Source organism: Bradyrhizobium sp. Pha-3, from assembly GCF_042258325.1.
In the GTDB taxonomy this organism is placed as follows: Bacteria; Pseudomonadota; Alphaproteobacteria; order Rhizobiales; family Xanthobacteraceae; genus Bradyrhizobium; species Bradyrhizobium elkanii.
In genome coordinates this window covers 1,537,221-1,564,010 of record NZ_CP170151.1, presented here as the reverse complement: position 1 = coordinate 1,564,010, position 26,790 = coordinate 1,537,221, and the positions used below count along the sequence as shown (strand labels likewise).

Annotated in this window: 25 protein-coding genes; 12 read left to right on the top strand and 13 right to left on the bottom strand. The window is 64.7% G+C overall.

Annotated elements, in window-relative coordinates:
- Window positions 1-14: 14 nt before the first annotated feature.
- From ACE10X_RS07525 to ACE10X_RS07510, 4 genes are all read left to right on the top strand, one after another.
- A complete protein-coding gene (locus ACE10X_RS07525) occupies window positions 15-1,379 on the top strand; it encodes an LLM class flavin-dependent oxidoreductase (RefSeq protein ID WP_038384248.1) in 1,365 nt (454 codons plus the stop codon).
- 12 nt (window positions 1,380-1,391) lie between these two features.
- Complete coding sequence (locus ACE10X_RS07520) at window positions 1,392-2,177, top strand: fumarylacetoacetate hydrolase family protein (protein ID WP_038384249.1); 786 nt, start codon at window positions 1,392-1,394, stop codon at window positions 2,175-2,177.
- Window positions 2,178-2,507: 330 nt separating this feature from the next.
- Window positions 2,508-3,446 (top strand): serine hydrolase domain-containing protein, encoded by a 939-nt coding sequence (locus tag ACE10X_RS07515; RefSeq protein WP_375764127.1) that lies wholly within the window; start codon window positions 2,508-2,510, stop codon window positions 3,444-3,446.
- On the top strand, window positions 3,443-3,688 hold the full coding sequence (locus ACE10X_RS07510) for a hypothetical protein (RefSeq protein ID WP_051002947.1): 246 nt from the start codon (window positions 3,443-3,445) through the stop codon (window positions 3,686-3,688). Before ACE10X_RS07515 ends, ACE10X_RS07510 begins: the two co-directional genes overlap by 4 nt.
- Before the next feature lie 54 nt (window positions 3,689-3,742).
- Here the strand turns inward: ACE10X_RS07510 and ACE10X_RS07505 are convergent, their stop codons facing one another.
- Complete coding sequence (locus tag ACE10X_RS07505; protein WP_038384250.1) at window positions 3,743-4,663, bottom strand: LysR family transcriptional regulator; 921 nt, start codon at window positions 4,661-4,663, stop codon at window positions 3,743-3,745.
- 124 nt (window positions 4,664-4,787) lie between these two features.
- On the opposite strand from ACE10X_RS07505, the gene ACE10X_RS07500 reads away from it, so the two are divergent.
- Entirely contained in the window at window positions 4,788-5,201 is a 414-nt protein-coding gene (locus tag ACE10X_RS07500) for a hypothetical protein (RefSeq protein WP_244435768.1), read from the top strand.
- 45 nt (window positions 5,202-5,246) lie between these two features.
- The gene (locus tag ACE10X_RS07495) at window positions 5,247-5,747 is read left to right on the top strand and encodes a hypothetical protein (protein WP_038384252.1); all 501 of its coding nucleotides are present in this window, start codon (window positions 5,247-5,249) and stop codon (window positions 5,745-5,747) included.
- A gap of 111 nt (window positions 5,748-5,858) precedes the next feature.
- On the opposite strand, the gene ACE10X_RS07490 is transcribed toward ACE10X_RS07495, so the two are convergent.
- On the bottom strand, window positions 5,859-6,314 hold the full coding sequence (locus tag ACE10X_RS07490) for an Lrp/AsnC family transcriptional regulator (protein ID WP_038384253.1): 456 nt from the start codon (window positions 6,312-6,314) through the stop codon (window positions 5,859-5,861).
- A gap of 159 nt (window positions 6,315-6,473) precedes the next feature.
- Between ACE10X_RS07490 and ACE10X_RS07485 the strand changes: the two genes are divergently transcribed.
- Window positions 6,474-10,133, top strand: coding sequence for an indolepyruvate ferredoxin oxidoreductase family protein (locus ACE10X_RS07485; RefSeq protein WP_375764126.1), 3,660 nt, complete (start codon window positions 6,474-6,476; stop codon window positions 10,131-10,133).
- Here the strand turns inward: ACE10X_RS07485 and mctP are convergent.
- The 4 genes from mctP to ACE10X_RS07465 form a co-directional block, all read right to left on the bottom strand.
- Window positions 10,104-11,594 (bottom strand): monocarboxylate uptake permease MctP, encoded by a 1,491-nt coding sequence (gene mctP / locus ACE10X_RS07480; protein WP_038384269.1) that lies wholly within the window; start codon window positions 11,592-11,594, stop codon window positions 10,104-10,106. The genes ACE10X_RS07485 and mctP overlap by 30 nt on opposite strands.
- Window positions 11,595-11,604: 10 nt before the next feature.
- Window positions 11,605-11,790, bottom strand: coding sequence for a DUF3311 domain-containing protein (locus tag ACE10X_RS07475; RefSeq protein WP_038384255.1), 186 nt, complete (start codon window positions 11,788-11,790; stop codon window positions 11,605-11,607).
- A gap of 145 nt (window positions 11,791-11,935) precedes the next feature.
- Complete coding sequence (locus tag ACE10X_RS07470; RefSeq protein ID WP_038384256.1) at window positions 11,936-12,907, bottom strand: tripartite tricarboxylate transporter substrate binding protein; 972 nt, start codon at window positions 12,905-12,907, stop codon at window positions 11,936-11,938.
- A gap of 281 nt (window positions 12,908-13,188) precedes the next feature.
- Window positions 13,189-14,100 carry a LysR family transcriptional regulator gene (locus ACE10X_RS07465; protein ID WP_038384257.1) on the bottom strand — a complete coding sequence of 304 codons (912 nt, stop codon included), beginning with the start codon at window positions 14,098-14,100 and terminating at the stop codon, window positions 13,189-13,191.
- 143 nt (window positions 14,101-14,243) lie between these two features.
- Here ACE10X_RS07465 and ACE10X_RS07460 point away from each other — a divergent pair, with 143 nt between their 5' ends.
- From ACE10X_RS07460 to ACE10X_RS07445, 4 genes are all read left to right on the top strand, one after another.
- Window positions 14,244-15,392, top strand: coding sequence for an HlyD family secretion protein (locus ACE10X_RS07460; RefSeq protein WP_038384270.1), 1,149 nt, complete (start codon window positions 14,244-14,246; stop codon window positions 15,390-15,392).
- Between the two features lie 258 nt (window positions 15,393-15,650).
- Window positions 15,651-16,817: an integrase core domain-containing protein gene (locus tag ACE10X_RS07455; RefSeq protein ID WP_244435723.1), complete on the top strand. Its 1,167-nt coding sequence runs from the start codon at window positions 15,651-15,653 to the stop codon at window positions 16,815-16,817.
- A 389-nt stretch (window positions 16,818-17,206) separates the two neighbouring features.
- The gene (locus tag ACE10X_RS07450) at window positions 17,207-18,823 is read left to right on the top strand and encodes an MDR family MFS transporter (RefSeq protein WP_304557504.1); all 1,617 of its coding nucleotides are present in this window, start codon (window positions 17,207-17,209) and stop codon (window positions 18,821-18,823) included.
- Window positions 18,824-18,849: 26 nt separating this feature from the next.
- Window positions 18,850-19,308, top strand: coding sequence for a carboxymuconolactone decarboxylase family protein (locus ACE10X_RS07445; RefSeq protein WP_038384259.1), 459 nt, complete (start codon window positions 18,850-18,852; stop codon window positions 19,306-19,308).
- A 241-nt stretch (window positions 19,309-19,549) separates the two neighbouring features.
- Here ACE10X_RS07445 and ACE10X_RS07440 read toward each other — a convergent pair whose 3' ends face one another.
- The 7 genes from ACE10X_RS07440 to ACE10X_RS07410 form a co-directional block, all read right to left on the bottom strand.
- On the bottom strand, window positions 19,550-20,410 hold the full coding sequence (locus ACE10X_RS07440) for a D-amino-acid transaminase (protein WP_038384260.1): 861 nt from the start codon (window positions 20,408-20,410) through the stop codon (window positions 19,550-19,552).
- Between the two features lie 257 nt (window positions 20,411-20,667).
- On the bottom strand, window positions 20,668-21,399 hold the full coding sequence (locus ACE10X_RS07435) for an amino acid ABC transporter ATP-binding protein (protein WP_038384261.1): 732 nt from the start codon (window positions 21,397-21,399) through the stop codon (window positions 20,668-20,670).
- A gap of 191 nt (window positions 21,400-21,590) precedes the next feature.
- Window positions 21,591-22,283, bottom strand: a complete 693-nt coding sequence (locus ACE10X_RS07430; protein ID WP_028341151.1) for an amino acid ABC transporter permease — start codon at window positions 22,281-22,283, stop codon at window positions 21,591-21,593.
- Between the two features lie 2 nt (window positions 22,284-22,285).
- Window positions 22,286-23,017 (bottom strand): amino acid ABC transporter permease, encoded by a 732-nt coding sequence (locus ACE10X_RS07425; RefSeq protein WP_016845630.1) that lies wholly within the window; start codon window positions 23,015-23,017, stop codon window positions 22,286-22,288.
- 154 nt (window positions 23,018-23,171) lie between these two features.
- Window positions 23,172-24,089, bottom strand: a complete 918-nt coding sequence (locus ACE10X_RS07420; RefSeq protein ID WP_038384262.1) for an amino acid ABC transporter substrate-binding protein — start codon at window positions 24,087-24,089, stop codon at window positions 23,172-23,174.
- Window positions 24,090-24,119: 30 nt separating this feature from the next.
- Window positions 24,120-24,983 (bottom strand): alpha/beta fold hydrolase, encoded by an 864-nt coding sequence (locus ACE10X_RS07415; RefSeq protein WP_202948916.1) that lies wholly within the window; start codon window positions 24,981-24,983, stop codon window positions 24,120-24,122.
- Window positions 24,980-25,396, bottom strand: coding sequence for a hypothetical protein (locus tag ACE10X_RS07410; RefSeq protein ID WP_038384263.1), 417 nt, complete (start codon window positions 25,394-25,396; stop codon window positions 24,980-24,982). The genes ACE10X_RS07415 and ACE10X_RS07410 overlap by 4 nt, the downstream gene beginning before the upstream one ends.
- A 379-nt stretch (window positions 25,397-25,775) precedes the next feature.
- Here ACE10X_RS07410 and ACE10X_RS07405 point away from each other — a divergent pair, with 379 nt between their 5' ends.
- The gene (locus ACE10X_RS07405) at window positions 25,776-26,741 is read left to right on the top strand and encodes a tripartite tricarboxylate transporter substrate binding protein (RefSeq protein WP_038384272.1); all 966 of its coding nucleotides are present in this window, start codon (window positions 25,776-25,778) and stop codon (window positions 26,739-26,741) included.
- The last annotated feature ends 49 nt before the right edge of the window (window positions 26,742-26,790 follow it).

The window sequence follows — 26,790 nt, the reverse complement described above, 5'->3', positions numbered from 1 at the left end:
CACAGGAGAACGACATGACACGGCAAATGGCGCTGGTTGGCTTTTTGCAGGCGCAGAACTGCACCAACCTGCCCGGCTCCTGGCGCCACCCGGAATCGCGCGACGATTCGATGTCGGCGGACTACTATCAGGAGATCGCGCGCATCCTGGAGCGCGGCAAGTTCCACATGGCGTTCTTCGACGATCGTCTCGCAATGCCCGATCGCTACGGCAACGATCACGCCCACACCGTCGAATACGGCATCCGCTGCGTGAAGATGGACCCGATCGTGGTGCTGACCACGATGGGCATGGTCACCACCAAGCTCGGCCTCGCCTCGACCGCCTCCACCACCTATTTCGAGCCGTTCGACGTCGCCCGCCGGTTCGCCACGCTCGACCTGATGACGGGTGGCCGCGCCGCCTGGAACGTGGTGACCTCGGTCAATGACGGCGAAGCGCTCAACATGGGCCGCAAGCAGCATCTCGAGCACGATCACCGCTATGACCGCGCCGACGAGTTCATGGAGGTGGTGCTCGGCCACTGGGACGCCTGGGAAGACGGTTCGCTGGTGATCGACAAGAAGAGCGGCCGCTTCGCCGATCCGACCAAGGTGAAGCGGCTCGACCACAAGGGCGCGTTCTTCACCTCGCGCGGCCCGTTCACGGTGCCGCGCTCGCCGCAGGGCCATCCCGTCGTGATCCAGGCCGGCGCCTCCGGCCGCGGCCAGCGCTTTGCCGGGCGCTGGGGCGAGGTGATTTTCACCGCGGCGCGCAACCTCGCCAATGCCAAGCAGGGCTATGACGCGATCCGGGGCGAAGCCGCCAAGGCCGGACGCGATCCCGACCAGATGTTCCTCTGCAATCTGATCACGCCGGTCACCGGCGCGACCAAGGCCGAGGCCGAGGACCGGATGGCGGTGATCCAGAAGCTGCCGCTCGAGATCGACGCGCTGTCGCTGCTCGCCGAAGGCCTCAACTTCGATTTCGGCGCCAAACCGATCGACGAGCCGCTGACATCAGAGGAGCTGCAGGGCATGCAAGGCATGCTCGGCATCCGCGACGGCGTGCTGCGCACCTCCGGCAAGAGCAATCCCTCGACCCGCGACTTCATCACCTTCTCCGGCCGCGGCCAGGTGCAGGACGCGATGGTCGGCGGCCCGAAGGAGATCGCCGACCGGCTGGAGGAGATGTTCGAAGGTCGCGGCTGCGACGGCTTCGTCGTCGCGGCGAGCTACGTGCCGGGCTCCTATGCCGACTTCGTCAACCACGTGGTGCCCGAGTTGCAGAAGCGCGGGCTGTTCCACAAGGACTACGCCGGCACGACGCTGCGCGAAAATCTCGGGCTCGAGCGCCCGGCCGCGGGCGCCTGGAAGACCCGCGCGCAGGCCGCGGAATAGAGGGACATCATCATGCGCTGGCTGAAATTCACCGCCGCGGGTACGACTTCCTGGGGCCTCGTCGAGGGCGACACCGTCACCACCGTTAGCGGCGATCCGTTCGGCGAATGGAACAAGACGTCGAAGACCCACGCATTGAAGGACGTCAAGATCGAGCTGCCGCTGATCCCGCGCACCTTCTACTGCGTCGGGCTGAATTATCAGAAGCATCTCAAGGAAGCCGCCGACAAGGCCGGCACCGTGCCGAACGTGCCTGACCGTCCCGAGATCGGCTACCGCGCGCAGAACGCGCTGATCGCCCATGACGAGAACGTCGTGATTCCGGCTGGTGCCACCGAGAAGATCCATTACGAGGGCGAGCTCGTCGTCGTGATCGGCAAGAAAGCCAAGCATCTGACCGAAGCCAACGCGATGGACTGCGTGTTCGGCTACACCATCGGCAACGACGTCTCCGAACGCAGCTGGCAGAAGGCCGATCGCGGGCTGTGGCGTGCCAAGAACGCCGACACCTTCAAGCCGATGGGCCCGTGGATCGAGACCGATGTCGACCTCGACCGCATGGAGACCGCGATCCGCGTCAACGGCAAGGAGACCGGCCGCTTCCGCACCAACGAGATGATCTTCGGCATCGTGCCCTTCCTCGTCGAGCTTTCGAAATACTTCACGCTGTCGCCCGGCGATGTGATCTGGATGGGCACCGACGGCGCCTCGCCGGACCTGAAGGACGGCGACGTCGTCGAGATCGACATCACCGGGATCGGCACGCTGCGAAACAGGTTCGTGAAGGAGAAGGTGTGAGATTGCGCCTACGCGCGCGCCTCATTCTCAATGTCGTCCCTGCGAAGGCCGGGACCCATAGCCACAGGGTTGAATTGTTGAAGAAAGCTGTGGCCACGGCGTCGCGCAACAATGAGCATCGGTGGTTATGGGTCCCGGCCCCCGTGCGCAATTGCGCACTAGGCCGGGACGACGGCGAGTTTGTGGCGGCGCTTGTGGATCATACATCCGCATTCTCGCGACATCATTTGCCCGACGGGCCATCGTGACGTGATCACACAGCCGTTCGCATCGTGACAACACAGGGCGAAGCGCAATAAGGTCCGCGCGCACTCATCAGACAAGTCAGCCATGCCACTTTCACGCCGAACGTTGCTTCAGGGCACCCTGCTGTCGGCCGCAGGGATCATCCGCGGGCCGTCGACCGCCCTTGCCGAGCAGCCCGCGGAGCTTCCGACATCGGAGCAACGCAAGCAGATGGCTGACCTGGCCGCCGGCTTCATGAAGGACTACGACGTACCGGGTCTTTCGATCGCGATCGCAATCAAGGGAAAGCCGGCTTATGTCGAGGCGTTCGGCGTTGCGGATCGGGAGACCGGCGAAGCACTGACCCCGCAACACCGCTTCCGGATCGCGAGCATATCGAAGCCGGTGACCTCGACCGGGATCTTCACCCTGGTCGAGGCCGGCAAACTGCGGCTCGGCGACTATGTGTTCGGCGCAAGCTCCATTCTCGGCAACGATTATCCGACGACACCCACGCTGCAAAGCCTGATGCCGTCAGGCGCGTCTCGCTCCCATGTCGAGCAGATCACGGTCGAGCATCTCTTGACCCACACCACCGGGACCTGGGGAAACCAGTCTCGCGATCCGATGTTCATGAACCAGAACCTGAAGCATCGCGAACTGATCAGCTGGACGCTGGAGCATATGCCGCTCACCAGTCCGCCAGGCGAAGCCTATGCCTATTCGAACTTCGGCTATTGCATCCTCGGCCGCGTGATCGAGAAGCTGAGCGGCCGGAGCTACGAGCAATACATCAAGGACGCCGTCCTGAAGCGATGTGGCATCACCGACATGCAGATTGCCGGCAATACGCTGAGCGAGCGCGCAAGCAACGAAGTGAAGTACTACAGCCAGACCGGCGATCCGTACCGGATGAACGTCGCCCGGATGGATTCGCACGGCGGCTGGATTGCGACGCCGGGCGATTTGACGACGCTGTTCGTCCATATCGACGGCTTCAAGGACACTGAGCAGCTGCTGACCGACGACGCCTCCGCGTCATGAGCACCCCCAGCGCCATCAACCCCCGCTACGCCAAGGGCCTGTTCGTCACCGCGAACAACAATTGGTGGCACAACGGCCTGCTGGACGGAACGACGACGATCTCGGTGCGAACCAGCGGCGATTTCTGCTGGTCGGCGTTCACCAATACCAGGTCGCGGGAAGGCATGACCCGCGCCCTCGACCTGCTGGTCTGGCACATGGTCAAGACGGTGCCTGACTGGCATCCTCAGAAGCGCGCCTAGACCCTCCCGTCATTCCGAGATGACCTGAACGAGCAATGCAAATCCGGGCTCCCCTCACCGCCCAGCCCGCGGCCTGCTCTTCACGTGATCGATGAAGGCGCGCAGCTTCGGCATGATCTGGCGGTGGCCGGGATAATAGAGAAACACGCCCGGCGTGGTCGGCGCGAATGCATCCAGCACACGGACGAGCTTCTTCTCCTTCACGGCGCCTGATACCAGCGGTGCGGGCACTTGCGCCAGTCCCACACCTTCGACCGCGGCGCCGACCAGCGTCGGGAAGTCATGGCCGATGAACGACCCCGAGACGGCAAGCTCGATCGAACGGCCGTTGTCGTTCAGCGACCATGGCGCGAGCCCGCCGTTCGATCGCCGGAGCCGCAGGCACGCGTGTTCGCGCAAATCGTCCGGACGCTTGGGGCGGCCGCGGCGCGCGAGATAGTCCGGGCTGCCGACGATGGCGAACGGAAACGGCTTGGTCAGGCGCACCGCGACCATGTCCGGGTTGATGAACTGGCCCATGCGGATGCCGGCATCGAAGCCTCCGGCGGCGAGGTCGACCAGTTCCTCGCTGGCGGCGAGCTCGACCTCGATCTCGGGATAGGCCTTGCAGAACGAGGCGATCAGCGGCTCCAGCAGGATCGGCACCACCGAGCGCGGCACGGTGAGGCGCAACAGCCCGGCCGGCTTCTGTCCGAGTTCGCGCGCCGCCCCGCTCGCCGCGACCAGCTCCTCGAATGCCGGTCTTGCGCGCGCCAGAAATCGTTCGCCGGCGTCGGTCAGCCCGACGCTGCGGGTGGTGCGAATGAAGAGCACAGCGCCGAGGCGCGCCTCGAGCGCGCGCACCGCCTGGCTGATTGCCGACGGCGTGACGCCGAGCTCGGCCGCCGCGCGGCGAAAGCTGCGGTGCTGGGCGACGGCCAGGAATGCCTCGACGCCGTCGAGCGCGCCCTGCCGGACTGTGAAGTTTTGCTTCATGGCCTGTGAACATTATCGCGAATAGTCGCTCGCGGAAAGCCGCCTTACATCGGAGCCACAAGCAGCGCGAAGCGCGCTGACCCACGCGATCACGACATCCGTCGTGAACGGAGACATGCGACCGATGCAAGCAATCCGTCACACAATCCTGGCTCTCACCCTCACTTTGACAGGCACCACTTCCATGACCGCTCCCTCCTTTGCCCAAGCTCAAGCACAAGCCCAAGCCACCTCCACTGTCACCACCGGTGTGATGGTCATCCTCACCGCGAAAGCCGGCGTCACCCGCGATCAGGTGATGGCCGTGATGCCGGACGAAATCCGGCAGACCGTGCAGCTCTATCTCAACGGCAAGATTCGCGAATGGTATTCGCGGTCCGACGGACGCGGCGTGGTCCTGCTGCTTGACGCCAATGATGCCGCCGAGGCGCACGCGATCATGGAGGGTCTGCCGTTGTCCAGGCTCGATCTGATGGATCACGAGTACATCGGGGTCGGCCCGCTGCTGCCGCTCCGCCTGCTCGTCGCCAGGCCCTAAGCGCGTTTCGAGCGAACCCAATCGACAACAGAAGGGAATCCGCCGATGCCCCCGGGCTTCAATCTTCCATTCGTCCTCAGCGTCGCCGGTGCGTTTCTGACAAGTGCTGTCGTGGCCGTCACCTATGTCTGGCCGGCGGTCCGCGCGATGCCACGTGACAACGCGCTCAGGCTGCTCGCAGCGTTCCATGCGTTCAGGTTTCTGGGCATGAACTTCATGGTCGCCGGGTTCGTGTCGCCGCAGTTGAGCGCGGATTTCGCGGGCGAGGTCGGATGGGGCGATCTCACCGCCGCCGTTCTCGCGCTGCTTGCCATGGCCGCGCTGTCTTGGCGCTGGTCGATCGCGATTCCGATCGTCTGGGTGTTCAACGTCTGGGGCACGCTGGATCTGCTCAACGCCTATTACAACGGCGTGAAGATCGGCGATCCCGGCCTGTTCGGCGCCGGCATCTACATTCCGGCGCTCTATGTGCCGCTGCTGCTGGTCAGCCATGTCATGGTGTTCATGCTGCTGATGCGCGCCAAATCGGCAGAACAGGCGGCATGACCCGTATCCTCGTAGGAGGGGTAGAGCGAAGCGAAACCCATCAAGTCGAACCCGCGGCACGAATGATGGGTTTCGCTGCGCTCTACCCATCCTACGAAGCGCTGCAACGAGCTAAAACGGCAGCGCCACCCCGGTCTTGATCTCCTTCAGGATCACGTTGGTGCGGACGTGGCGGATGCCGGGGATCCGGAACATGAACTCGTCGAGGAATTTGTTGTAGGCGTCCATGTCGCGCACCACGACGCGGAGATGATAGTCGGCATCGCCTGTTGTCGCGAAGCATTCCAGCACCTCGCGGCGCTTCATGACACGCGCGACGAACTCGTCGACGAACTTCACATCGTGCCGCTCCAGCGAGACGTGCAGGATCGCCGAGGTCGCAAAGCCGGCGCGTTCGCGCGCGACCAGCGCCGAATAGCCCGAGATGACGCCGGATTCTTCCAGCGCGCGGACCCGGCGCCAACAGGCGGAGGTCGACATCCCGACGGTTTCCGCAAGCTGCTGGTTGGTGGCGCGGCCGTCCTTCTGCAGTTCGGCGAGGATTTTCTGGTCCTGCTCTTCAACCATCGCGAACCTCCGGTGGTTTGGTAAATTCTACCGATTTATATCACTTTCAGCAACATCCTGCCGATTTTTCTGCGACGAATGAATGGATAGGTAAGACCTACCAAGCCCACAGGCATAGCCTTGTCGGATCAGACATCGCGATTCCCGGAGGGGTCAGTCATGGGCCAGATGCCGTTGCTCGACGCCTACCAGCTGTCCGAGCGCTACAGCCGCGACCGCGGCCGCGTCTTCCTCACCGGCACGCAGGCGATCGTGCGCATCGTGCTCGACCAGGCGCGGCGCGACCGCGCCGCCGGCCTCAACACCGCAGGTTTCATCTCCGGCTATCGCGGCTCGCCGCTCGGCGGCGTCGATCTCGAACTGTGGAAGATCGGCGAGCAACTCAAGGACAGCCGCATCGAATTCCTGCCCGCGGTCAATGAGGACCTCGCGGCGACCGCGGTGCTCGGCGCGCAGCAGGTCGAGACGCAAAGGGATCGCGAGGTCGATGGCGTGTTCGCCCTGTGGTACGGCAAGGGCCCCGGTGTCGACCGCTCCGGCGATGCGCTGAAGCACGGCAATGCCTATGGCTCCTCGCCACATGGCGGCGTGCTTGTCGTCGCCGGCGACGATCATGGCTGCGTCTCGTCCTCGATGCCGCACCAGTCCGACGTCGCCTTCATGAGCTGGTTCATGCCGACGCTGCATCCGGCCGATGTCGGCGAATATCTCGCCTTCGGTGAATATGGCTACGCGCTGAGCCGATTTTCCGGCATGTGGGTCGGCTTCAAGGCGATCTCGGAAATCGTGGAATCCGGCGCCTCGGTCGAGCTGCGGCCGACGCGCCGTTTCGTGCAGCCGGATTTCGTGCCGCCGCCCGGCGGCCTGCATTATCGCTGGCCGGATCTGCCGGGCCCGCAGATCGAAGAGCGGCTGGAGGCGAAGAAGCACGCGGTCTACGCGTTCGCGAAAGCCAATCCGATCGACCGTCATATCTACGACATCAAGGATGCGAGCTACGGCATCGTCACCACGGGCAAGGCGCATCTCGATTTGATGGAGGCGCTGCGGCTGGTCGGCCTCGACGAGACGGCCTGCCGCCGCTTCGGCATCGACATCTACAAGGTCGGCATGGTGTGGCCGCTGGCGCTGCACGATGCGATGGAGTTCGTGACGGGCAAGCGCGAGATCCTCGTGGTCGAGGAGAAGCGCGGCATCATCGAGAGCCAGTTCAAGGAGTATTTCTACGACTATCCCGGCGCCAAGCCGGAGCGGATGGTCGGCAAGCATGACGAGAGCGGCGCGCGGCTGATCTCCTGGACCGGCGAATTGTCGCCGCGCATGCTCGCCGACGTGCTGGCGCGCAGGCTCGATCCGATGTTTCCGGAGTTGCAATTGGCCCGCCGCGTCACCGCGCTGGCACCCGAACAGGATCGCATGATCGCGGTGCCGGGCGCGACCCGCACGCCGTATTTCTGCTCGGGCTGCCCGCACAACACCTCGACGAAAGTGCCCGAGGGCTCCAAGGCGCTGGCCGGCATCGGCTGCCACTTCATGGCAAGCTGGATGGACCGCGAGACCTCGTCGCTGATCCAGATGGGCGGCGAAGGCGTCAACTGGGCGGCGTCGTCGAAATTCACCGGCAACAGCCACGTGTTCCAGAATCTCGGCGAAGGCACGTATTATCACTCCGGCTCGATGGCGATCCGGCAGGCGATCGCCGCGAAAGCCAACATCACCTACAAGATCCTATTCAATGACGCGGTGGCGATGACCGGCGGCCAGCCGGTCGACGGCCCGGTCAGCGTGCAAGCGATCGCGCACTCTGTCCGTGCCGAGGGCGTCGCGCGGATCGCGCTGGTGTCGGACGATCCCGCACATTTTTCGCCGGCCGACCTGCCCGCCGGCGTCACCATCCATCCGCGCGAGGAGATGGACGCCGTGCAGCGCGAGCTGCGCGCGATTTCCGGCGTCACCGTGCTGATCTATCAGCAGACCTGCGCCACCGAGAAGCGGCGGCGGCGCAAGCGCGGGCAGATCGAGGATCCCGCGCGCTTCGCCTTCATCAACGACCTCGTCTGCGAAGGCTGCGGCGACTGCTCGGTAGAATCGAACTGCCTCAGCGTCGAGCCGAAGCAGACGCCGTTCGGCCGCAAGCGCCGGATCAACCTCTCGACCTGCAACAAGGATTTTTCCTGCCTCAACGGCTTCTGCCCGAGTTTTGTGACGATCGAAGGCGGCAAGCGGCGGGCGAAGACGGCAAGCGCGATCGATCCACTCGCGCGCGCGGCGGCGCTGCCGGTGCCGGAGCTCGCGGCGCTCGAGCGTCCCTACGATCTCCTCGTCACCGGCGTCGGCGGCACCGGCGTCATCACCGTCGGCGCGCTGATCGCGATGGCCGCGCATCTCGAGGGCCGCGGCGTCTCGGTGCTCGACTTCACGGGCTTCGCGCAGAAGTTCGGCCCCGTGCTAAGCTATCTGCGGCTGGCGGCTACCCCCGACGCGCTGCATCAGGTGCGGATCGACCAGGGCGCGGCCGACGCGCTGATCGGTTGCGACCTCGTGGTGAGTTCGTCGGCAAAGGCGTCCGGCACCTATCGCAAGGGGATGCGCGCTGCGGTCAATATCGCCGAGATGCCGACCGGCGACGTGGTGCGATTTCGCGATGCCGACCTCGCCTCGCCGGTTCGCTTGCGCGCGATCGAGCGGGTGATCGGGTCGGGCAACCTCACCGTGATCGACGCCAACGCGCTGGCCGAGCGGCTGCTCGGCGACAGCGTCTTTGCCAACATCATGATGCTCGGCTTTGCCTGGCAGCAGGGCCTGGTGCCGGTCTCGCTGGAGGCGCTGACCCGCGCGATCGAATTGAACGGCGTCGCGATCGAGCGCAACAGGCAGGCGCTGACCTGGGGCCGCATCGCCTTTGCCGATCCGGATTTCCTGCCGAAGGCCGACGGCGCTGCGGCCGGTGTGCCCGAAACGCTGGAGCAGATGATTGCGCGCCGCGCGGATTTCCTCAGGGAGTATCAGGACGAGGCCTATGCCGCGCGGTATCGGACCACGGTGGATCGCGTCCGCCGCGCCGAGGCCACGCTCGGCAGCGATCGCGAAGAAGGTGCGCCCCCTCTCCCGCTTGCGGGGGAGGGTCGGGGTGGGGGTTTCTCCACGAGTCACATCGCCGAGAGAGCCCCCACCCGGATCGCATCTGTCGATGCGATCCGGCCTCCCCCGCAAGCGGGAGAGGCGGACGGGGCACGCGGACAGATCGAATCAAGCAGACAAGATCTTCCCCTCACCGACGCCGTGGCGCGGGCGCTGTTCAAGCTGATGGCCTACAAGGACGAATATGAGGTGGCGCGGCTGCATATGCAGTCGGGCTTCCTCGGCGAGCTCAGCCAGGAATTCGACGGCGACTTCACGGTGCAATATCACCTTGCACCGGCGTTCCTCCCGGCGCGACGCGATGCACGGGGACGGCCGAAAAAGCGTGCGTTCGGCCAATGGATCCAGACGCCGCTGAGGTTGCTCGCGGGCTTGAAAGGGCTGCGCGGCACGCCCTTCGACGTGTTCGGTTACAGCGCGGAGCGCCGCGCCGAGCGCGAACTGATCACCTGGTATGAGGCGCTGATCGAGACCATGCTCGGCAAGCTCGACAAGACACGGCTGCCCGACCTTGTCGCGCTGGCAAAAGCGCCGATGGAGATCCGCGGCTATGGGCCGGTGAAGGACGCCGCGATCGAAAAGACCAGGGCGGAGGTCGCGCGGCTCACCGCGCGGCTTGCCTCCGCCCCGTCAGACCAAGGCGACGGCTCAGGCCGCCGCGCGGCGCTTGGCGGGTGATATCAGGCCGACCACGACGGTCGCGAGCACCGCCACGACGATGTTGAGCAGCAGCGCGCCGAGCCCGACATAGAAGCTGTAGCTGGAATCGCCAAACGAGATGCTGGCGAGCGGCTTCAGCCCGTTGCTCCACGCCGTATACGTGCCCCAGCCGATGCCGACCGCCCAGCCGAGCAGCAGCCCTTCGGCGCGGAACCAGGCGGTGAACAGCCCGAACACCAGCGCCGGCAGCGTCTGCACGATCCAGAGGCCGCCGAGCAGTTGCAGGTCGAGCGCATACTGCGTCGGCAGGAACAGGATGAAGGCGAGCGCGCCGACCTTGACCACCAGCGAGGTGATCTTCGCGACCGACGCCTCACCGGCGTGCGAGATGTCCGGATTGACGTAGGACTTCCAGACATTGCGCGTGAACAGATTGGCGGCGCCGATGCTCATCACCGCCGCCGGCACCAAGGCGCCGATCGCAATCGCGGAGAACGCGAAGCCCGCGAACCACTCGGGAAACAGCGTCTTGAACAGCATCGGCACCACGTCGTTCGGCGACGTCACCTTGATGTTGGCGGCATAAGCCATGTAGCCGAGCAGCGCGATCAGGCCGAGCAAGAGCGTATAGGCCGGCAGCAGGATCGCGTTCTTGCGGATGGTATCCGCCGACTTCGAGGCGAAGATGCCGGTCAGAGTGTGCGGATACATGAAGGCCGCAAGCGCCGAGCCCAGCGCCAGCGTCGCGTAGGGCAGATATTGTGAAGGCTTCAGCGTCAGACCGGTGGCGCCGCCCTTTGCCGTGAAGGCGTCGTTGGCGGCCGCGAACACCGCGCCATAGCCGCCGAGCTTTGCCGGCACCACGACCACGGCGGTCAACACCACGATGTAGATCATGATGTCCTTGACGAATGCGATCAGCGCCGGCGCACGCAGGCCGGAGCTATAGGTATAGAGCGCGAGGATCACGAAGGCGGCGATGATCGGCAGTTCGCCTGACAGCCCCATCGCCTTGATCACGACCTCCATGCCGATCAGCTGCAACGCGATGTAGGGCATGGTCGCGACCAGGCCGGTCAACGCCACCGCGAGTTCTAGCGCACGCGAGCCATAGGCGCCGTGGACGACGTCCGCGGCGGTGACGTAGCCGCTCGCATGCGCCTTCTTCCACAGCACCGGCATGACCGCGAACACGAAGGGATAGACGATGATGGTGTAGGGCAGCGCGAAGAAGCCATAGGCGCCGACCGCATAGACCAGCGCCGGCACCGCGATCACGGTGTAGGCGGTGTAGAAATCGCCGCCGACCAGGAACCAGGTGATCCAGGTGCCGAACTGGCGGCCGCCGAGACCCCATTCGTCGAGATGCTCGCTGACCGGGCCGGATTTCCAGCGCGCCGCGAAGAAGCCCATCACGGTGACGAGCGCAAAGAAGAAGATGAAGACGCAGAGCGCCACCCAAGCGATGTGATCGGTCATGGCTGTCCCCTCACCGCGGCTCGTCGGCATCAGGCCGGCGGCTGCGATAGACCAGCCAGATCAGGAGCGAGGAGATCGGCACCCAGGCGAGCTGGTACCAGTAGAAGAAGGGAAAGCCGAACAGGGAGGGCTCGACGAAATTATAGAACGGCACCCACAGCAAGCCGATGAACGGCAGCAGCAACAAAATCCACATGGCCTACTCTTTGACGCAAGACACAGCTCAAGGCGACAGGTTCCGCTGATCATGGCAACGATCCAGGAACCGGTTCGTTGCGTCTAGAATCACGGTTACGGCAATGCGACGCAAAAAGATGTGATCGTCACCTGGCGCATGCCGCCTATTCGGCCTTGATGCCGGCGTCCTTTATCACCTTGCGCCAGCGCGCCTCCTCGCCGGCAAAGTAGCGGTCGAGCTCGGCCGGCGGTGAGGCCACCATCACAAGGCCTTCATTGACGCTGAGCTTCTTGAAGGCCTCCGCCTGCACCGCCTTGGCTGCCGACTTGTTGAGGCGGTCGATGATGTCCGGCGGCGTGTTGGCCGGCGCGTAGAGGCCGTACCAGGATTCCGCGACATAGCCGGATGCGCCGGCTTCCGACACCGTCGGCAATTGCGGGAACGCGGCCGAGCGCTCAGTCGATGTCACCCCGATCGCGCGCAGCTGCCCGGCCTCGACCAGCGAGGCGCAGCTTGCCACCGTGGTGAACATCACCTGGATCTGGCCGCCCAAGAGGTCGGTGATGGCGGGCGCCGCGCCCTTGTAGGGAACGGTGGTAAGATTGACCCCGGCCATGTGCTTGAACAGTTCGCCGGCAAGATGCGCCGAGGTGCCGGTGCCATAGGTGCCGTAGGACAGCTTTTCCGGGTCGGCCTTCGCGGCCGCGATCAGATCGGCGATCGACTTGATCGGCGAAGCCGGATTGACCACGACGACGTTGAACGAGCGCGCCACCAGCGCCACGGGCGCAAAATCCTTGTGCGCGTCATAGGGCAGCTTGCTGTAGAGACTCGGATTGACCGCATTGGCGAAGGTCGCCATCAGCAGCGTGTAGCCGTCGGCTGGGCTCGCCGCGACGCTCTGCGTGCCGATGATGGTGCCCGCCCCCGGCTTGTTCTCGATGATGACGGTGACGCCGAGATCCTTCTGCATCTCCTGTGCCAACGTCCGCGCCACGACATCGGTGCCGCCGCCCGGCGCGAACGGCACTACGATCTTGACGATGTGATCGGGATAGGCGGCGCGCGCCGGCAGTTGCAGCAGAACACTTGCTGCAAGCGCGAACAGGAGTGATGCGAGAAGACGAAGCGGCATGGCAGGCCCCAGCGGCAGACGGTGCCGTCTTCATACACGCGAACGCCATGCAAGGGATGCCGGACCGTCATGATGCGGAAGGAACGTCGCACTATTAGTCCCGTCATCCCCGCGCAAAGGCTTCGCCTTTGTCGCTGGAGGTGCGAGCGGAGCGAGCCTCGAAGGATGAACGGCCAGCAGCCGGGCCGTGCATCCTTCGAGACGCCGCTGCGCGGCTCCTCAGGATGACGGTGATGAAGGGCGCACGCGTGCCATCATCGCAAGCATCCGCGCACCTTCGCTCACGAATACGGATTGATCAGCTTCTGCTGCTCGGTGGCGTGACGGACCAGGAGGTCGATGAAGGTGCGGACCTTCGCCGAGAGATGATGGCGGTGCGGATAGACCGCGTTCATCGTGAGCTCGACCGGCCGGTATTCGGGCAGCAGGCGGACCAGTTGTCCCGATTCCAGTTCGTCGCGGACCAGGAAGCCGGCGGCGAGGAAGACGCCGACGCCGGCCAGCGCCGCGAGCTTCAGCGTTTCGCCGCTGTTGGAGATCAGATTTCCGGAGACCCGCACCGCGGCCGGCGTGCCCTTGCGGTCGGCGAAGCGCCACTCGTCGCCATAGGGGTAATTGGCGTGACGCATGCAGTTGCGCGCGGAGAGGTCGGCCAGCAGCGTTGGCTTGCCGTGCTGTTCGAGATAGCCGTGCGAGCAGCACAGCACGTGGCGCCAGGTCGCGATGGTGCGCACGATCAGGCTGGAGTCCGGCGGCGGCACCATGCGCACGGCGAGATCGTAATTCTCGTCGATCAGATCGGCATTGCGCTCGCCTATCGTGAGATCGACCTTGACTTCGGGATAGGTGGCGAGGAACTCGGCCACCGCCGGCGACAGGAACTGGACGAGATGGGTGTTGGTGAAGATGCGCAGCGTGCCGCGCGGCACCGATTGCTGGGCGCCCGCGATGTCGTCGGCCTGCTCGATATCGGCGAGGATCTGGACGCAGCGGTCGTAATAGGCCTGGCCGACCTCGGTGAGGCTGACTTTGCGCGTGGTGCGGTTGAGCAGCCGGGCGCCGAGCCGGTCCTCCAGCGACTGGACGTGGTTGCTCACCATGGTGGTGGACATGTTGAGCTTGCGGCCGGCAGCGGAGAAGCCGCCGGAATCCACGACCCGGACGAAGGCGGTCAGGCTGGTCAGGCGATCCATTCGGCAAGGTCCGGATTATCAGCGCTGGCTTGATAATGCTTCCAGTTTTATCGGGATTATCACAGCGGGAAGGACATTGCATCTAAGGGGCCATACTGGGCGCCCTTTCTGGAAGGACGCGAATGTTCGAGCCGGAGGATGGCATGTCGACCACCACTTATGTCCCTGAAGAATCGGCAAAAATCGGTCTCCGCCCGTCGCGGAAAACGGTCAAGCGGGTGGCGCTCGGGCTCGCCGCGATCATCGGCGCCGCTGTGGCAGCCGACTTTGGCTACGACTACCTCACCACCGGCCGCTACCTTGAAGCCACCGACGACGCCTATGTGAAGGCGGACTCCACGATCATCGCCCCGAAGGTCTCGGGCTACATCGCCAAGGTGCTGGTCACCGACAACCAGCCGGTGAAGGCCGGCCAGCTGCTGGCTGAAATCGACGACCGCGATTACCGCACCGCGGTCGGCCAGGCCAAGGCCGATGTCGACGCCGCCATAGCCTCGGTGCGCAACCTCGATGCCCAGCTCGAACTGCAGCAGCCGATCATCGACCAGAGCACGGCCGACGTCACCGCCGCCGAGGCCAATCTGAAATTCGCCCAGGAAGAGCAGACCCGCTACGACGGGCTGATGAAGTCCGGCTCCGGCACCATTCAGCGCGCGCAACAGACCGACGCGGCGCTGCGCGCCAACACCGCGCAATTGCAGCACGCCAAGTCGGCGCTGTCGGCGGCCCAGCGCAAGGTCGACGTATTGACCACGCAGCGCGCCCAGGCTGTTGCCCAAGCCGACAGGGCTCGCGCGGCCGAACAGCAGGCCGAGCTCAACCTGTCCTACGCGCGGATCACCGCGCCGGTCGACGGCACGGTCGGCGCCCGCACGCTCCGCGTCGGGCAATATGTGCAGGCCGGCACCCAGCTGATGGCGGTGGTGCCGCTGGACGCGGTCTATGTCGTCGCCAATTTCAAGGAGACGCAGCTGACCCATGTGCGCAACGGCCAGCCGGTCGAGCTCACCGTCGACAGTTTTCGCGGCACCACACTGAAGGGCCATGTCGACAGCCTGTCACCGGCCAGCGGCCTCGAATTCGCGCTGCTGCCGCCCGACAACGCCACCGGCAATTTCACCAAGATCGTGCAGCGCGTGCCGGTGAAGATCGTGCTCGACGATCACAGCCTCACCGGACTGCTGCGCCCGGGCATGTCGGCGCTCCCGACCGTCAACACCAAGGCAACCGTGCTGGCCGAACGCGAAGAGAAGCGGCGGCTGGCGTCGGCGACGCGGGCGAACGGCGGGTAACGCCGAGAGCTACTTCGACTATTCTCACGCGATCGATCACCCACGCGGTGGTCGATCGCGTTTTGCCGTGCCCTTCTTCGCTCCGCGCACACCGGTGGAAGGGCTCCCTCCCCCCTTGCGGGGGAGGGTTGGGGAGAGGGGTGCCGCTTGGGTACAGACCGGATAGATACCCGACAGTTTGGACCGGCATGATTGCCGACAGGTTTCTAGAAGCATCGGCGGGAGGGCCCGACGATGCCGTTCAGAGAGACCAGTCGGATGGAAGAGCGTATCCGGATGTTTATGGAGTACGAGAGCGGGAACTGGAGCGTGTCGGAGTTGTGCCGCCGTCACGGTATCTGCCGCGACACGTTTTACGCATGGCGCCAGCGGAAGCAGAGCGGCGATCCGGAGTGGTTCAGGGACCGTTCGCACGCGCCGCAGCAATGCCGACAAACGACCGACGCAGCGATTGCAGAGAAGGTGATCGCGGCTCGGCAGCGCTTTCCCTATCTGGGACCGCGCAAGCTGCTCGCCTTGCTCGACCGCCAGGCGCCGGAGATCGATTGGCCGGCGGCGTCGACGATTGGGAGCATTCTCAAGCGCGCGGGGCTGATCTCGCCGGTGAAGCGCCGTCGCCGTCCGCTCGACCAGCGGCGTCCCTGCACGCCGGTGCAGGAGCCGAACGACGAGTGGAGCGTGGACTTCAAGGGTTGGTTTCGCACCCGCGACCAGTGCCGGGTCGATCCCCTGACGGTGGCCGACAGCCACAGCCGCTTCCTGATCGAACTGCAGATCGTCGCACCGACGACCGAGGGCGTCCGCCCCCGCTTCGAAAGAGCTTTCCGCGAGCATGGCCTGCCGCGGGCAATCCGCTGCGACAATGGTTCGCCGTTCGGCTCGCGCGGCGCCGGCGGTCTCACCACATTGTCGGTCTGGTGGCTGAAGCTCGGCATTACGCCGCACTTCATCCGTCCGGCCTCGCCGCAGGAGAACGGTCGCCATGAGCGCATGCATCGCACCTTGAAGGCGCAAACATCGAGCCCACCGGCAGATAATGCGTCGGAGCAACAGGCCCGCTTTGATGCTTTCCGAGAGCATTACAATAGGGAACGTCCTCACGAAGCGCTGGGCCAACGGCCGCCGGAGGACGCCTATCGAGCATCTCAACGCACCATGCCGGATCGCGAGCAAGACCCCTGGTATGACGCCGATCACCAGGCCCGCCGTGTTCGCGGCAACGGGGAGATTAAATGGAAAGGCAAGTTCGTCTTTATCGGTCAGGCGCTGGTGAACGAACTTGTCGGCATCGCCGAACTCGATACCGGTGACCACGTCGTCCGCTTCTGCGACCTCGACGTCGGTCTCATCGACCGCCGCGGCCTGTTCACCCGGTTCGCTCCGCCTCGTGAGGGGCTGCGCGAACCGGGTGAACAGACCGCTTAACCCAAACTGTCGGGGATCATGCCGGTCCAAAATGTCGGGAATCATGCCGGTTGAACATTGTGCTGACGTTTGTTGGTTAGCGGACGCTCCTGCTGAGAACGCGTACGGCAGCATTGAAGCAGTCCGCGCAAATCTTTGACGTCAGCGCCCTGGGCTTACCCCTCTCCCCACCCTCCCCCGCAAGGGGGGAGGGTGCCTGAGAGGCGTGCTCACCTCACCGGTCGTCATCATGCAGACCAAGCGCTGCGTCGTGCCGCTGGCCGCAGCGCAGCCGCGATTGCCGCCACCACTCGATTATCAATCGTTACCTGACAATCCTTCCACTCTTTCCCGGATTATCGAAAGGCGCCGCCTAATACATCTTGCGTGGGCCAGCAAGGACGACCCCGATGACCGCACTTCAGCCCACAGCCGACGCAGCGAACGCCGCCGCGCTCCCCGCCCCCGCCACGCCGGCGACACCCGCGATCCCGACAAAAACCTGGATCGCGGTGATCGGGGCGACGCTCGGCGCGTTCATGGCGGTGCTCAACATCCAGATCGTCAATGCCTCGCTCGCTGATGTGCAGGGCGCGATCGGCGCCGGGATCGACGACGGCGGCTGGATCTCGACCTCCTATCTGATCGCCGAGATCGTGGTGATCCCGCTCTCCGGCTGGCTCGCGCAGGTGTTCTCGGTGCGCATCTATCTGCTCACCAATGCCGCCCTGTTCCTGGTGTTCTCGGCGGCATGCGCGCTGGCGCAGGACCTGCCGCAGATGATCGCGCTGCGCGCCGTGCAAGGCTTCACCGGCGGCGTGCTGATCCCGATGGCGTTCACGCTGATCATCACGCTGCTGCCGAAAGCCAAGCAGCCGATCGGGCTCGCGCTGTTCGCGCTGTCGGCGACGTTCGCGCCGGCGATCGGCCCGACCATCGGCGGCTATCTCACCGAGAACTGGGGCTGGCAGTACATCTTCTATGTCAACCTGGTGCCGGGCGCGGTGATGATCGCGATGCTGTACGTCTCGCTCGATCCGAGCCCGATGAAGCTGTCGCTGATCCGCCAGGGTGACTGGCTCGGCATCATCACCATGGCGATCGGCCTCGCCGCGCTGCAGACCGTGCTGGAGGAAGGCAACAAGGACGACTGGTTCGGCTCGCCCTTCATCGTCCGCCTGTCGGTGATCGCGGCGGTCGCGCTGGTCGCCTTTCTGATCGTCGAATTCACCGTCGAGAAGCCGCTGCTCAATCTGCGCCTGCTCGCCCGCCGCAATTTCGGCTTCGGCATGCTGGCCAACTTCCTGCTCGGCATCGCACTGTACGGCTCGGTGTTCATCCTGCCGCAGTATCTGTCGCGCATCCAGGGCTACAACGCCGAGCAGATCGGTATGGTGCTGGCATGGACCGGGCTGCCGCAGCTGGTGCTGATCCCGCTGGTGCCGCGGCTGATGCAGCGCTTCGACCCCCGCATCATCATCGGCGTCGGCTTCGCGCTGTTCGCCGGCTCCAACTTCATGAACATCTTCATGACCAACGACTATGCCACCGACCAGCTGTTCTGGCCCAACATCGTCCGCGCGATCGGCCAGGCGCTGGTGATGGCGCCGCTGTCGGCGGTTGCGACCGCGGGCATCGAGCTGGAGAACGCGGGCTCGGCCTCCGCGCTGTTCAACATGATGCGCAACCTCGGCGGCGCCGTCGGCATCGCCGTGCTGCAGACGCTGCTGACCAAGCGCGAGCAATATCACTCCAACGTGCTGATGCAGTCGGTCTCGCTGCTGGAACAGGCCACGCGGAACCGGATCGAGCAGCTGACGCAGTATTTCATGAACCACGGCGTCGCCGACCAGGCCGCGGCCGCGCACCGCGCAATCGCGGCGATCGGCAAGGTCGTGCAGAAGCAGGCCTATATCCTCGCCTTCAGTGATACCTTCTACCTGCTCGGCGTCGCGCTGATCATCGCACTTGCGGCGACACTCTTCCTGAAGAAGCCGGGCCAGCTCGCTGGCGGCGGTGCGCACTAACCAAACCACGACCAAGGAGAACGACCATGAAGCCCCGTATGAATTTCTGCCAGGCCGCACCCGAGACCATCAAGGCGCTGGTCGCGGTGGAGAACCAGATCGCTGCGAGCGGCCTCGAGCAATCGCTGATCGAGCTGGTCAAGACCCGCGCCTCGCAGATCAACGGCTGCGCCTACTGCATCAACATGCACACCGAGGATGCCCGCAAGCACGGCGAGACCGAACAGCGGCTCTATCTGCTCAACGCCTGGCGCGAGTCGCCGCTCTACAGCGAGCGCGAACGCGCGGCACTGGCCTGGACCGAAGCGTTGACGCTGGTTGCGGAGACGCATGCGCCCGACGCCGACTATGAAGCGGTGCGCGCCCAGTTCTCGGACAGCGAGCTAGTCAACCTGACGACGCTGATCGGCGCGATCAACGCCTGGAACCGGATCGCCATCGGCTTCCGCGCGGTGCATCCGGTGAAGGTGAAAGTGGCGGCGTGAGCGGCGCGGACGATCCATCCCCGTCATCCTGAGGAGCCTGCGCAGCAGGCGTCTCGAAGGATGCACGGCCACAGTCGGGCCGTCGACCCTTCGAGGGCCGCTGAAGAAGCGGCCACCTGAGGGTGACGGTGCCAAGGCGATGCGCAGACCGTAGGTGGGTTCGCCGAAGGCGTAACCCACCATTCTCTCCGCGGTGAGCAAAGTCGGTGGGTTACGCTGCGCTAACCCACCCTACGCAGTGTCAGACCGCCGTCGCGCGGGCGAACTCGATGTAGATCTCGCGCAGGCGGTCGGTGATCGGGCCGACCTTGCCGCCTCCGACCTTCTTGCCGTCGATCGCGACCACGCCCTGCACGAACACCGAGGCGCTGGTGATGAAGGCTTCCTTGGCGGCGAGCGCTTCCTCGACCGTGAAGGCGCGCTCCTCGATGCGCAGCTGGCGCTCTTCGGCGAGCTTGACCACCGCCTTGCGGGTGCAGCCCGGCAGGATCTCGTTGCCGTTCTGCCGGGTCACGATGACATCGTCCTGGGTGACGATGAAGGACGAGGACGAGCCGCCCTCGGTGACCTTGCCGTCCTCGATCATCCAGGCTTCGCCGGCGCCGGCCGCGACCGCGGCCTGCTTGGCCAGCACCTGCGCGAGCAGCGCCACGCTCTTGATGTCGCGCCGTTCCCAGCGGATGTCGGGCACCGTGATGACGTTGATGCCGGTCTTGGCCGAGGGCGCGTTGATGATGTCCTTTTCCGAGGTGAACATCACGAGCGTCGGCTTGACGTCGGCCTTCGGGAACGCGAAGTCGCGACCCTTGTCGGCGCCGCGGGTGACCTCGAGATAGACCATGCCGTTGACGAGGTCGTTGCGCGCAACCAGCTCCTTCTGGATCTCCTCGATCCGCTCCAGCGTCTCCGGCAGCGCGAGCTGGATCTCGCCGACCGAACGCTTGAGCCGCGCCAGATGCGAGGCGTTGTCGATCAGCTTGCCCTCCAGCACCGCCGCCACCTCGTAGATGCCGTCGGCGAACAGGAATCCGCGGTCGAACACCGAGACCTTGGCCTCCGAATGCGGCACGAACGAGCCGTTGATGTAAGCGATCTTTTCCACGCGAGTTCTCCTGCGGACGAAGGGGGTTTCAGGCCTTCGTATACGCAAATTGTTAACGGGGGAAAACCCTCCCGACGGCGCCCGTGAAGTGCGTAAATCCACTACCGTCACCCCCGCGCAAAGGCTCCGCCTTTGTCGCTGGAGGAGCGCGCCCTTGCGCGCGTCTCGAAGGGTCGACGGCCCGGCTGGTGGCCGTGCATCCTTCGAGACGCGCTACGCGCTCCTCAGGATGACGGGTTTGGCCGATGCGCAGCGCCTCAGTGCTGCAGGATCTTCGACAAGAACTTCTGCGCGCGGTCGCTGCGCGGCTTGCCGAAGAAGTCGGCCTTCTTGGCGTCCTCGACGATCTCGCCGCGGTCCATGAAGATGACGCGGTCGGCGACCTTGTTGGCGAAGCCCATTTCGTGGGTCACGACCATCATGGTCATGCCCTCGCCGGCGAGGTCGACCATCACGTCGAGCACCTCGCTGATCATTTCCGGGTCGAGCGCCGAGGTCGGCTCGTCGAACAGCATCGCGATCGGGTCCATCGCCAGCGCGCGTGCGATCGCGACGCGCTGCTGCTGGCCGCCGGACAACTCCGCCGGAAACTTGTTGGCATGATCCTTCAGGCCGACGCGCTCCAAAAGCTTCATGGCCTTGGCGGTGGCGTCCTCAGCCTTGCGGCCGAGCACCTTCTCCTGCGCGAGGCGGAGATTGTCGATGATCCGCAAGTGCGGAAACAGCTCGAAGTGCTGGAACACCATGCCGACGCGCGAGCGCAGCTTCGGCAGGTCGGTCTTGGGATCGTTGACCTTGACGCCGTCGAGCGTGATGTCGCCGCCCTGGATCGGCTCCAGCGCGTTGACGCATTTGATCAGGGTCGACTTGCCCGAGCCGGACGGGCCGCAGACCACCACCACCTCGCCCTTGGCGACGCTGGTGGTGCAATCCTTCAGCACCTGGAAGGACGGCCCGTACCATTTATTGACGTGGTTGATCTCGATCATGCGTGACTCAGGCGTTGCAGCGAGCGCGCTTCCACCTCTCCCATCGGGAGAGGTCGGCGCGCAGCGCCGGGTGAGGGATTGCGGTCTATCGATGGAGCAAAACCCCTCACCCGGATCGCTAATGCGATCCGACCTCTCCCGATGGGAGAGGTGAAGGGGGCCGTGTCTCGAATGTTCGAAAGCATAACTGGCTACCGGACAATCGCAATGCGCGCCTGCAGGCGGCGAACGCCGTAGGACGCGATACAGGAAACGACGAAGTAGACCAGCGCGGCGAACAGGTACATTTCGACCAGGCGGCCGTCGCGCTGCGCGACCTTGCTGGCGGCGCCGAGGAAATCCGGGATCGACAGCACGTAGACCAGCGAGGTGTCCTGGAACAACACGATGGTCTGCGTCAGCAGCACCGGCAGCATGTTGCGGAACGCCTGCGGCAGCACGACGTAGCGCATCGACTGCGCATAGGTCAGGCCGAGCGCGCTGGCCGCGGCCGGCTGGCCCTTCGAGATCGACTGGATGCCTGCGCGCATGATCTCGGAGAAGTACGCCGCCTCGAACGCGATGAAGGTGATCAGTGAGGAGGCGAAGGCGCCGACCGTGATCGGCCGCGACGCGCCGGTCAGCCACTGCCCGATATACGGCACCAGGAAGTAGAACCAGAAGATCACCAGCACCAGCGGCAGCGAGCGGATGAAGTCGACATAGAAGCCCGCGATGCGCCCGAGCACCTTGTAGCTCGACAGCCGCATCAGGGCGATCAGCGTGCCGAACACCAGGCCGCCGAACGCTGCGAGCGCCGTCAAGGTCAGCGTGAAGCGCATGCCCTCCAGGAACAGGTAGGGCAGCGAGCGGCGGATGACGTCGAAATCGAAACTGCCGATCATCGTCATTTGCCCGTGATGTAGCCGGGGATCGCGACATAGCGCTCGAGGAAGCGCATCGCGGTCACCACGACGAAATTGAGGAGCAGGTAGAGCACGGTTGCCGCCGTGAACGCCTCGAACACCTGGAACGAGAACTCCTGCATCGAGCGGGCCTGGCCGGTCAATTCGATCAGGCCGATGGTGATGGCGACCGCGCTGTTCTTGATGGTGTTGAGGAATTCGGAGGTCAGCGGCGGCAGGATGATGCGGAATGCCATCGGCAGCAGCACGTAGCGATAGGTCTGCACCGTGGTGAGGCCGAGCGCGGTCGAGGCCTGCTTCTGCCCGCGCGGCAGCGAGGTGATGCCGGCCTGCAATTGCACGGCGACGCGCGCCGACATGAAGAAGCCGACGCCGATCGCAGCGGTCCAGAACGGCGCGTTCGGCAGTTGCTTCAGCCACAGCCCGGCCGACCGCGGCAGCAGTTCGGGCAGCACGAAGAACCACAGGAACAGCTGCACCAGCAGCGGCATGTTGCGGAAGAACTCGACCCAGCAGAAGCCGATCCACGACGCGGTCCGCGACGGCAGCGTGCGCAGCACGCCGATCACCGAGCCGGACACCAGCGCGATGATCCAGGCCAGCACCGACACCTTGATGGTGACCACCAGTCCCGCCAACAACAGGTCGAGATAGGTGCCGGTCCCCATCGGGTTCGGCTCAAGGAAGATGTGCCAGTTCCAATTGTAGTTCACAGGTCCCCCACGCGGCCGCGCCGGTCACGGCATTACGCCGGCATCGCGCGCGGCGTCCATGCAAATGTCCGGCCATTCTCCTCCAAAAATGGCCGGACATGCAAACTCTCAGGACCCGCCGCCGCGAGGCGGCAGGCCATACGCAGCAATGCGATCAGTTGACCAGATACGCATCCGGATCCGGTGAATCCGACGGCTTGGCAAGCTGCTTCTTCATCTCCGGCCCGAGCGGCACGTTGAGGTTCAGGCCCTTCGGCGGGATCTTCTGGTTGAACCACTTGTCGTAGATCTTCTGACCCTCGGCGCTGGTGTAGAGCGCGGCGGTGGCGGCGTCGACGACCTTCTTGAACGGCGCATCGTCCTTGCGCAGCATGATGCCGTAGGGCTCGGGCTTGGAGAATGCATCCTTGGAGATCACGTAGTCATCCGGCGACTTCGAGCCGGCGACCAGGCTCGCGAGCAGGATGTCGTCCATCACGAAGGCGACCGCGCGATCGGTCTCGACCATCAGGAAGGCCTCGGCATGATCCTTGGCCGGGATGATATTGACGCTCAGCCCGCGCGCAAGGTTGGCCTCGGTCAGCTGCTTGATGTTGGTGGTGCCGGCGGTCGAGACCACCGTCTTGCCCTTCAGATCGTCGATCGAATTGATCTTGCTCGCCTTCTTGGTGACGTAGCGGCTGGCGGTCAGGAAGTGGCTGTTGGTGAAGGAGACCTGCTTCTGGCGCTCGGCATTGTTGGTGGTCGAGCCGCATTCGAGGTCGACGGTGCCGTTGGCCATCAGCGGGATACGCGTCGCCGAGGTCACCGGGTTGAGCTTGACCTCGAGCTTGTCGAGCTTCAGCTCCTTCTTCACGGCATCGACGATCTTGTAGCAGATGTCCATGGCGTAGCCGATGGGCTTCTGGTTGTCGTCGAGATAGGAGAACGGGATCGAGGAATCGCGGTAGCCGAGCGTGATCGCGCCGGTGTCCTTGATGTTCTTCAGCGTGCCGGTCAGCTCCTGGGCTTGCGCCTGGCTCGCGCCGACCGCGGCGGCGAGCGCGAGGCCGATGAAATACTTGCGTGTCATACGTCTACTCCTTGCGTGGAAACGGTCGATTTACTGTGTGAGAATATCGGCGAGGACGGGTGCGATGTAGCGGCGAAACTGTTCCGGATTCTCGCTCATCGGAAAATGACCGAGCTTCTCCATGATCGTGACGCTGGCGCCCCCTATTGCCGCTGCGGTCCGCCTCGTGTCCTCGGGCGTGCAGGAGAAATCATACTCGCCCGTGAGGAGATAGAGCTTGCATACTTTAGTCTCGATTGACGCGACCCGGCCGCGCAGGTCGCCGTCGACACGGTAGAAATACAGATCGCCCTTGAACACGCCGGGGCCGCCCTGCTTGTAGGCCCACAGCGTTTCCATCCGCGCAGGCTCAGGGCTTTGCGGGGCGATCAGCCCGGACACCAGCGCGGCGCAGACTTCGCCGCCGTGAACGTCCGGCCGGTTCAGCCAGTTGGTGTCATACCACGGCGCCTGGAAATCGGCAGCCTCGAGCCCGATCAGCGCGCGGAACTCGGCGGCATATTCGATCGCAAGGTTAAGCACGATGCGGCCGCCGATCGAGCAGCCCATCACCACAGGCTTCTCCAGCCCCAACGCCCGACAGAAAGCGCGGATGGTCTCGGTATAGCGCGCAGTGGTGAGTTGGTATTCATCGCCGGTCCAGCTCATCGGCGGATTCGACTTGCCATGCCAGGGCATATCGAAGGCAATGATGCGGAAATTTTCGGCAAATTGCGTATCCGCGAGCAGATGGCGCCACTGCCGCGCATCTGATCCCGCGGTGTGCAGGCAGACCAGCGGAATGCCCTTGCCGTTTTCCTCGAAGTAGATGCGGTGCAGCTCGCCGCCGATCTCGACGTGCACGTAGCGGCCGACCATCGGCTCGATATGACCGTTCATGATCGCGCCGCTCATGACACGGCCGCCGCGAAATGCTGCCGCGGCAGCGCCAGCAGGTCCTTGAAGTATTGCAGATGCGTCATGAAGGGATGCAGGTCGCCTTCCAGCACCGCCTCGCCGCGTTTGGTCAGCGCCAACAGGTCGTGCCAGCCGGGCTTCGGCTCGGCCTGCCAATAGGCGGACCAGGCCTGCGGCGTCGCGCGATAGGAAAAGCGCCAGGAGCGCATCAGGACCGGCGACGGCGCAAGCTCGACGATGCGCCCGCCGCGGATCGCGGCATGAAACGGCCGCGCCATCGGGCCGATCAGGCAGTCGCAATCGAGCAGTCGCCCGCGCGCAACCAGCCGAGGGGCCTCGTCGAGCAATGCGGGAAGGCCGGCAAACGCCCTCGTCACAGCGTCGTCGGTGGCGTCAGGCGATGGCGTCATCTGTCGGGCGGCGTTCCTGCAGCGGGCGGCGCCATGATGACGGCAAGCGCGCAATCCCGCAAGGCGCCGATGCCCTTGGGTTCCCTTCATTATTCGCTTGACCAAACCCGGCTTGCCGGTCAGGCGCACACACCCCGCGCCCTCCTCGCTCGCTGCCGGGAACGGCCAATCCGTCAGACCAAATGCCGATTGAATTCCGCCGCTCGGCAGGTCGCGGCAGACCAATTGTCGCAGCCGGCGCTTCGAGCGCAATTCGCGCTTCCGTTGCCCGCCCCGTTCTGTCCAATGCGCCCTCGGTCCCAGCATGACGGGGACGATCATTGCCAACACCGAACAAGACGCGGCCACGATCGAACGCGGCCACAAGGGAGAGATCGAGATGTCGCACCGCAATCGCTTGATGGTCCTGCTCGCCGCCGCCGGCATGCTGGTGTCAACAGCGGCGCTCGCGCAGGATTATCCGACCAAGCCGATCACGCTGATCGTGCCCTGGCCGGCGGGCGGCTCGACCGATATCTCGATGCGTGCGATCGCCGAGAGCGCCTCCAAGGTGCTGGGCCAGCCGATCGCGGTCGACAACAAGGCGGGCGGCGGCGGCACCGTGGGCCCCGCGACGATGGCCGCCGGCGCCAAGCCCGACGGCTACACCATCGCCCAGATCCCGATCACCGTGTTCCGCCTGCCCTTGATGCAGGAAGTGTCGTGGGATCCGGCGAAGGATTTCTCCTACATCATTCACCTCACCGGCTACACCTTCGGCGTCACCACCAACGCGGAGTCGCAGTTCAAGACCTGGCAGGACGTGGTCGATTTCGCCAAGAAGAACCCGGGCAAGGTGACCTATGCGACGCCCGGCACCGGCACCTCGCTGCATGTCGGCATGGAGCAGATCGCGCTGATGGCCGGGATCAAGTTGACCCAGGTGCCGTTCAAGGGAGGCGCCGAGACCAATGCCGCCGTGCTCGGCCAGCACACCATGCTGCAGGCGGATTCCACCGGCTGGCGGCCGCTTGTCGACGCCGGCAAGCTGCGCCTGTTGATGGTGTGGACCGGCGCGCGCTCGCCGAACTATCCCGACGTGCCGACGCTGAAGGAGCTCGGCTACCCCATGGTCTATGACTCGCCGTTCGGCATCGCCGGCCCCAAGGGCATGGACCCCAAGATCGTCGCCAAGCTGCACGACGCCTTCAAGAAGGCGATCGAGGACCCGGCGGTGATCGCAACCCTCGCCAAATACGACATGGTGCCGAACTACAAGAACACCGAGGACTACAAGAAGTTCGTGGGCGAGGTCACCGAGTCCGAGCGCAAGGTGATCGACACGCTCGGGCTGGCGAAGAAGTAGAGAAATCGAGCTAGGCTCACCACGAGCACAGGCGTCATCCTGAGGTGCG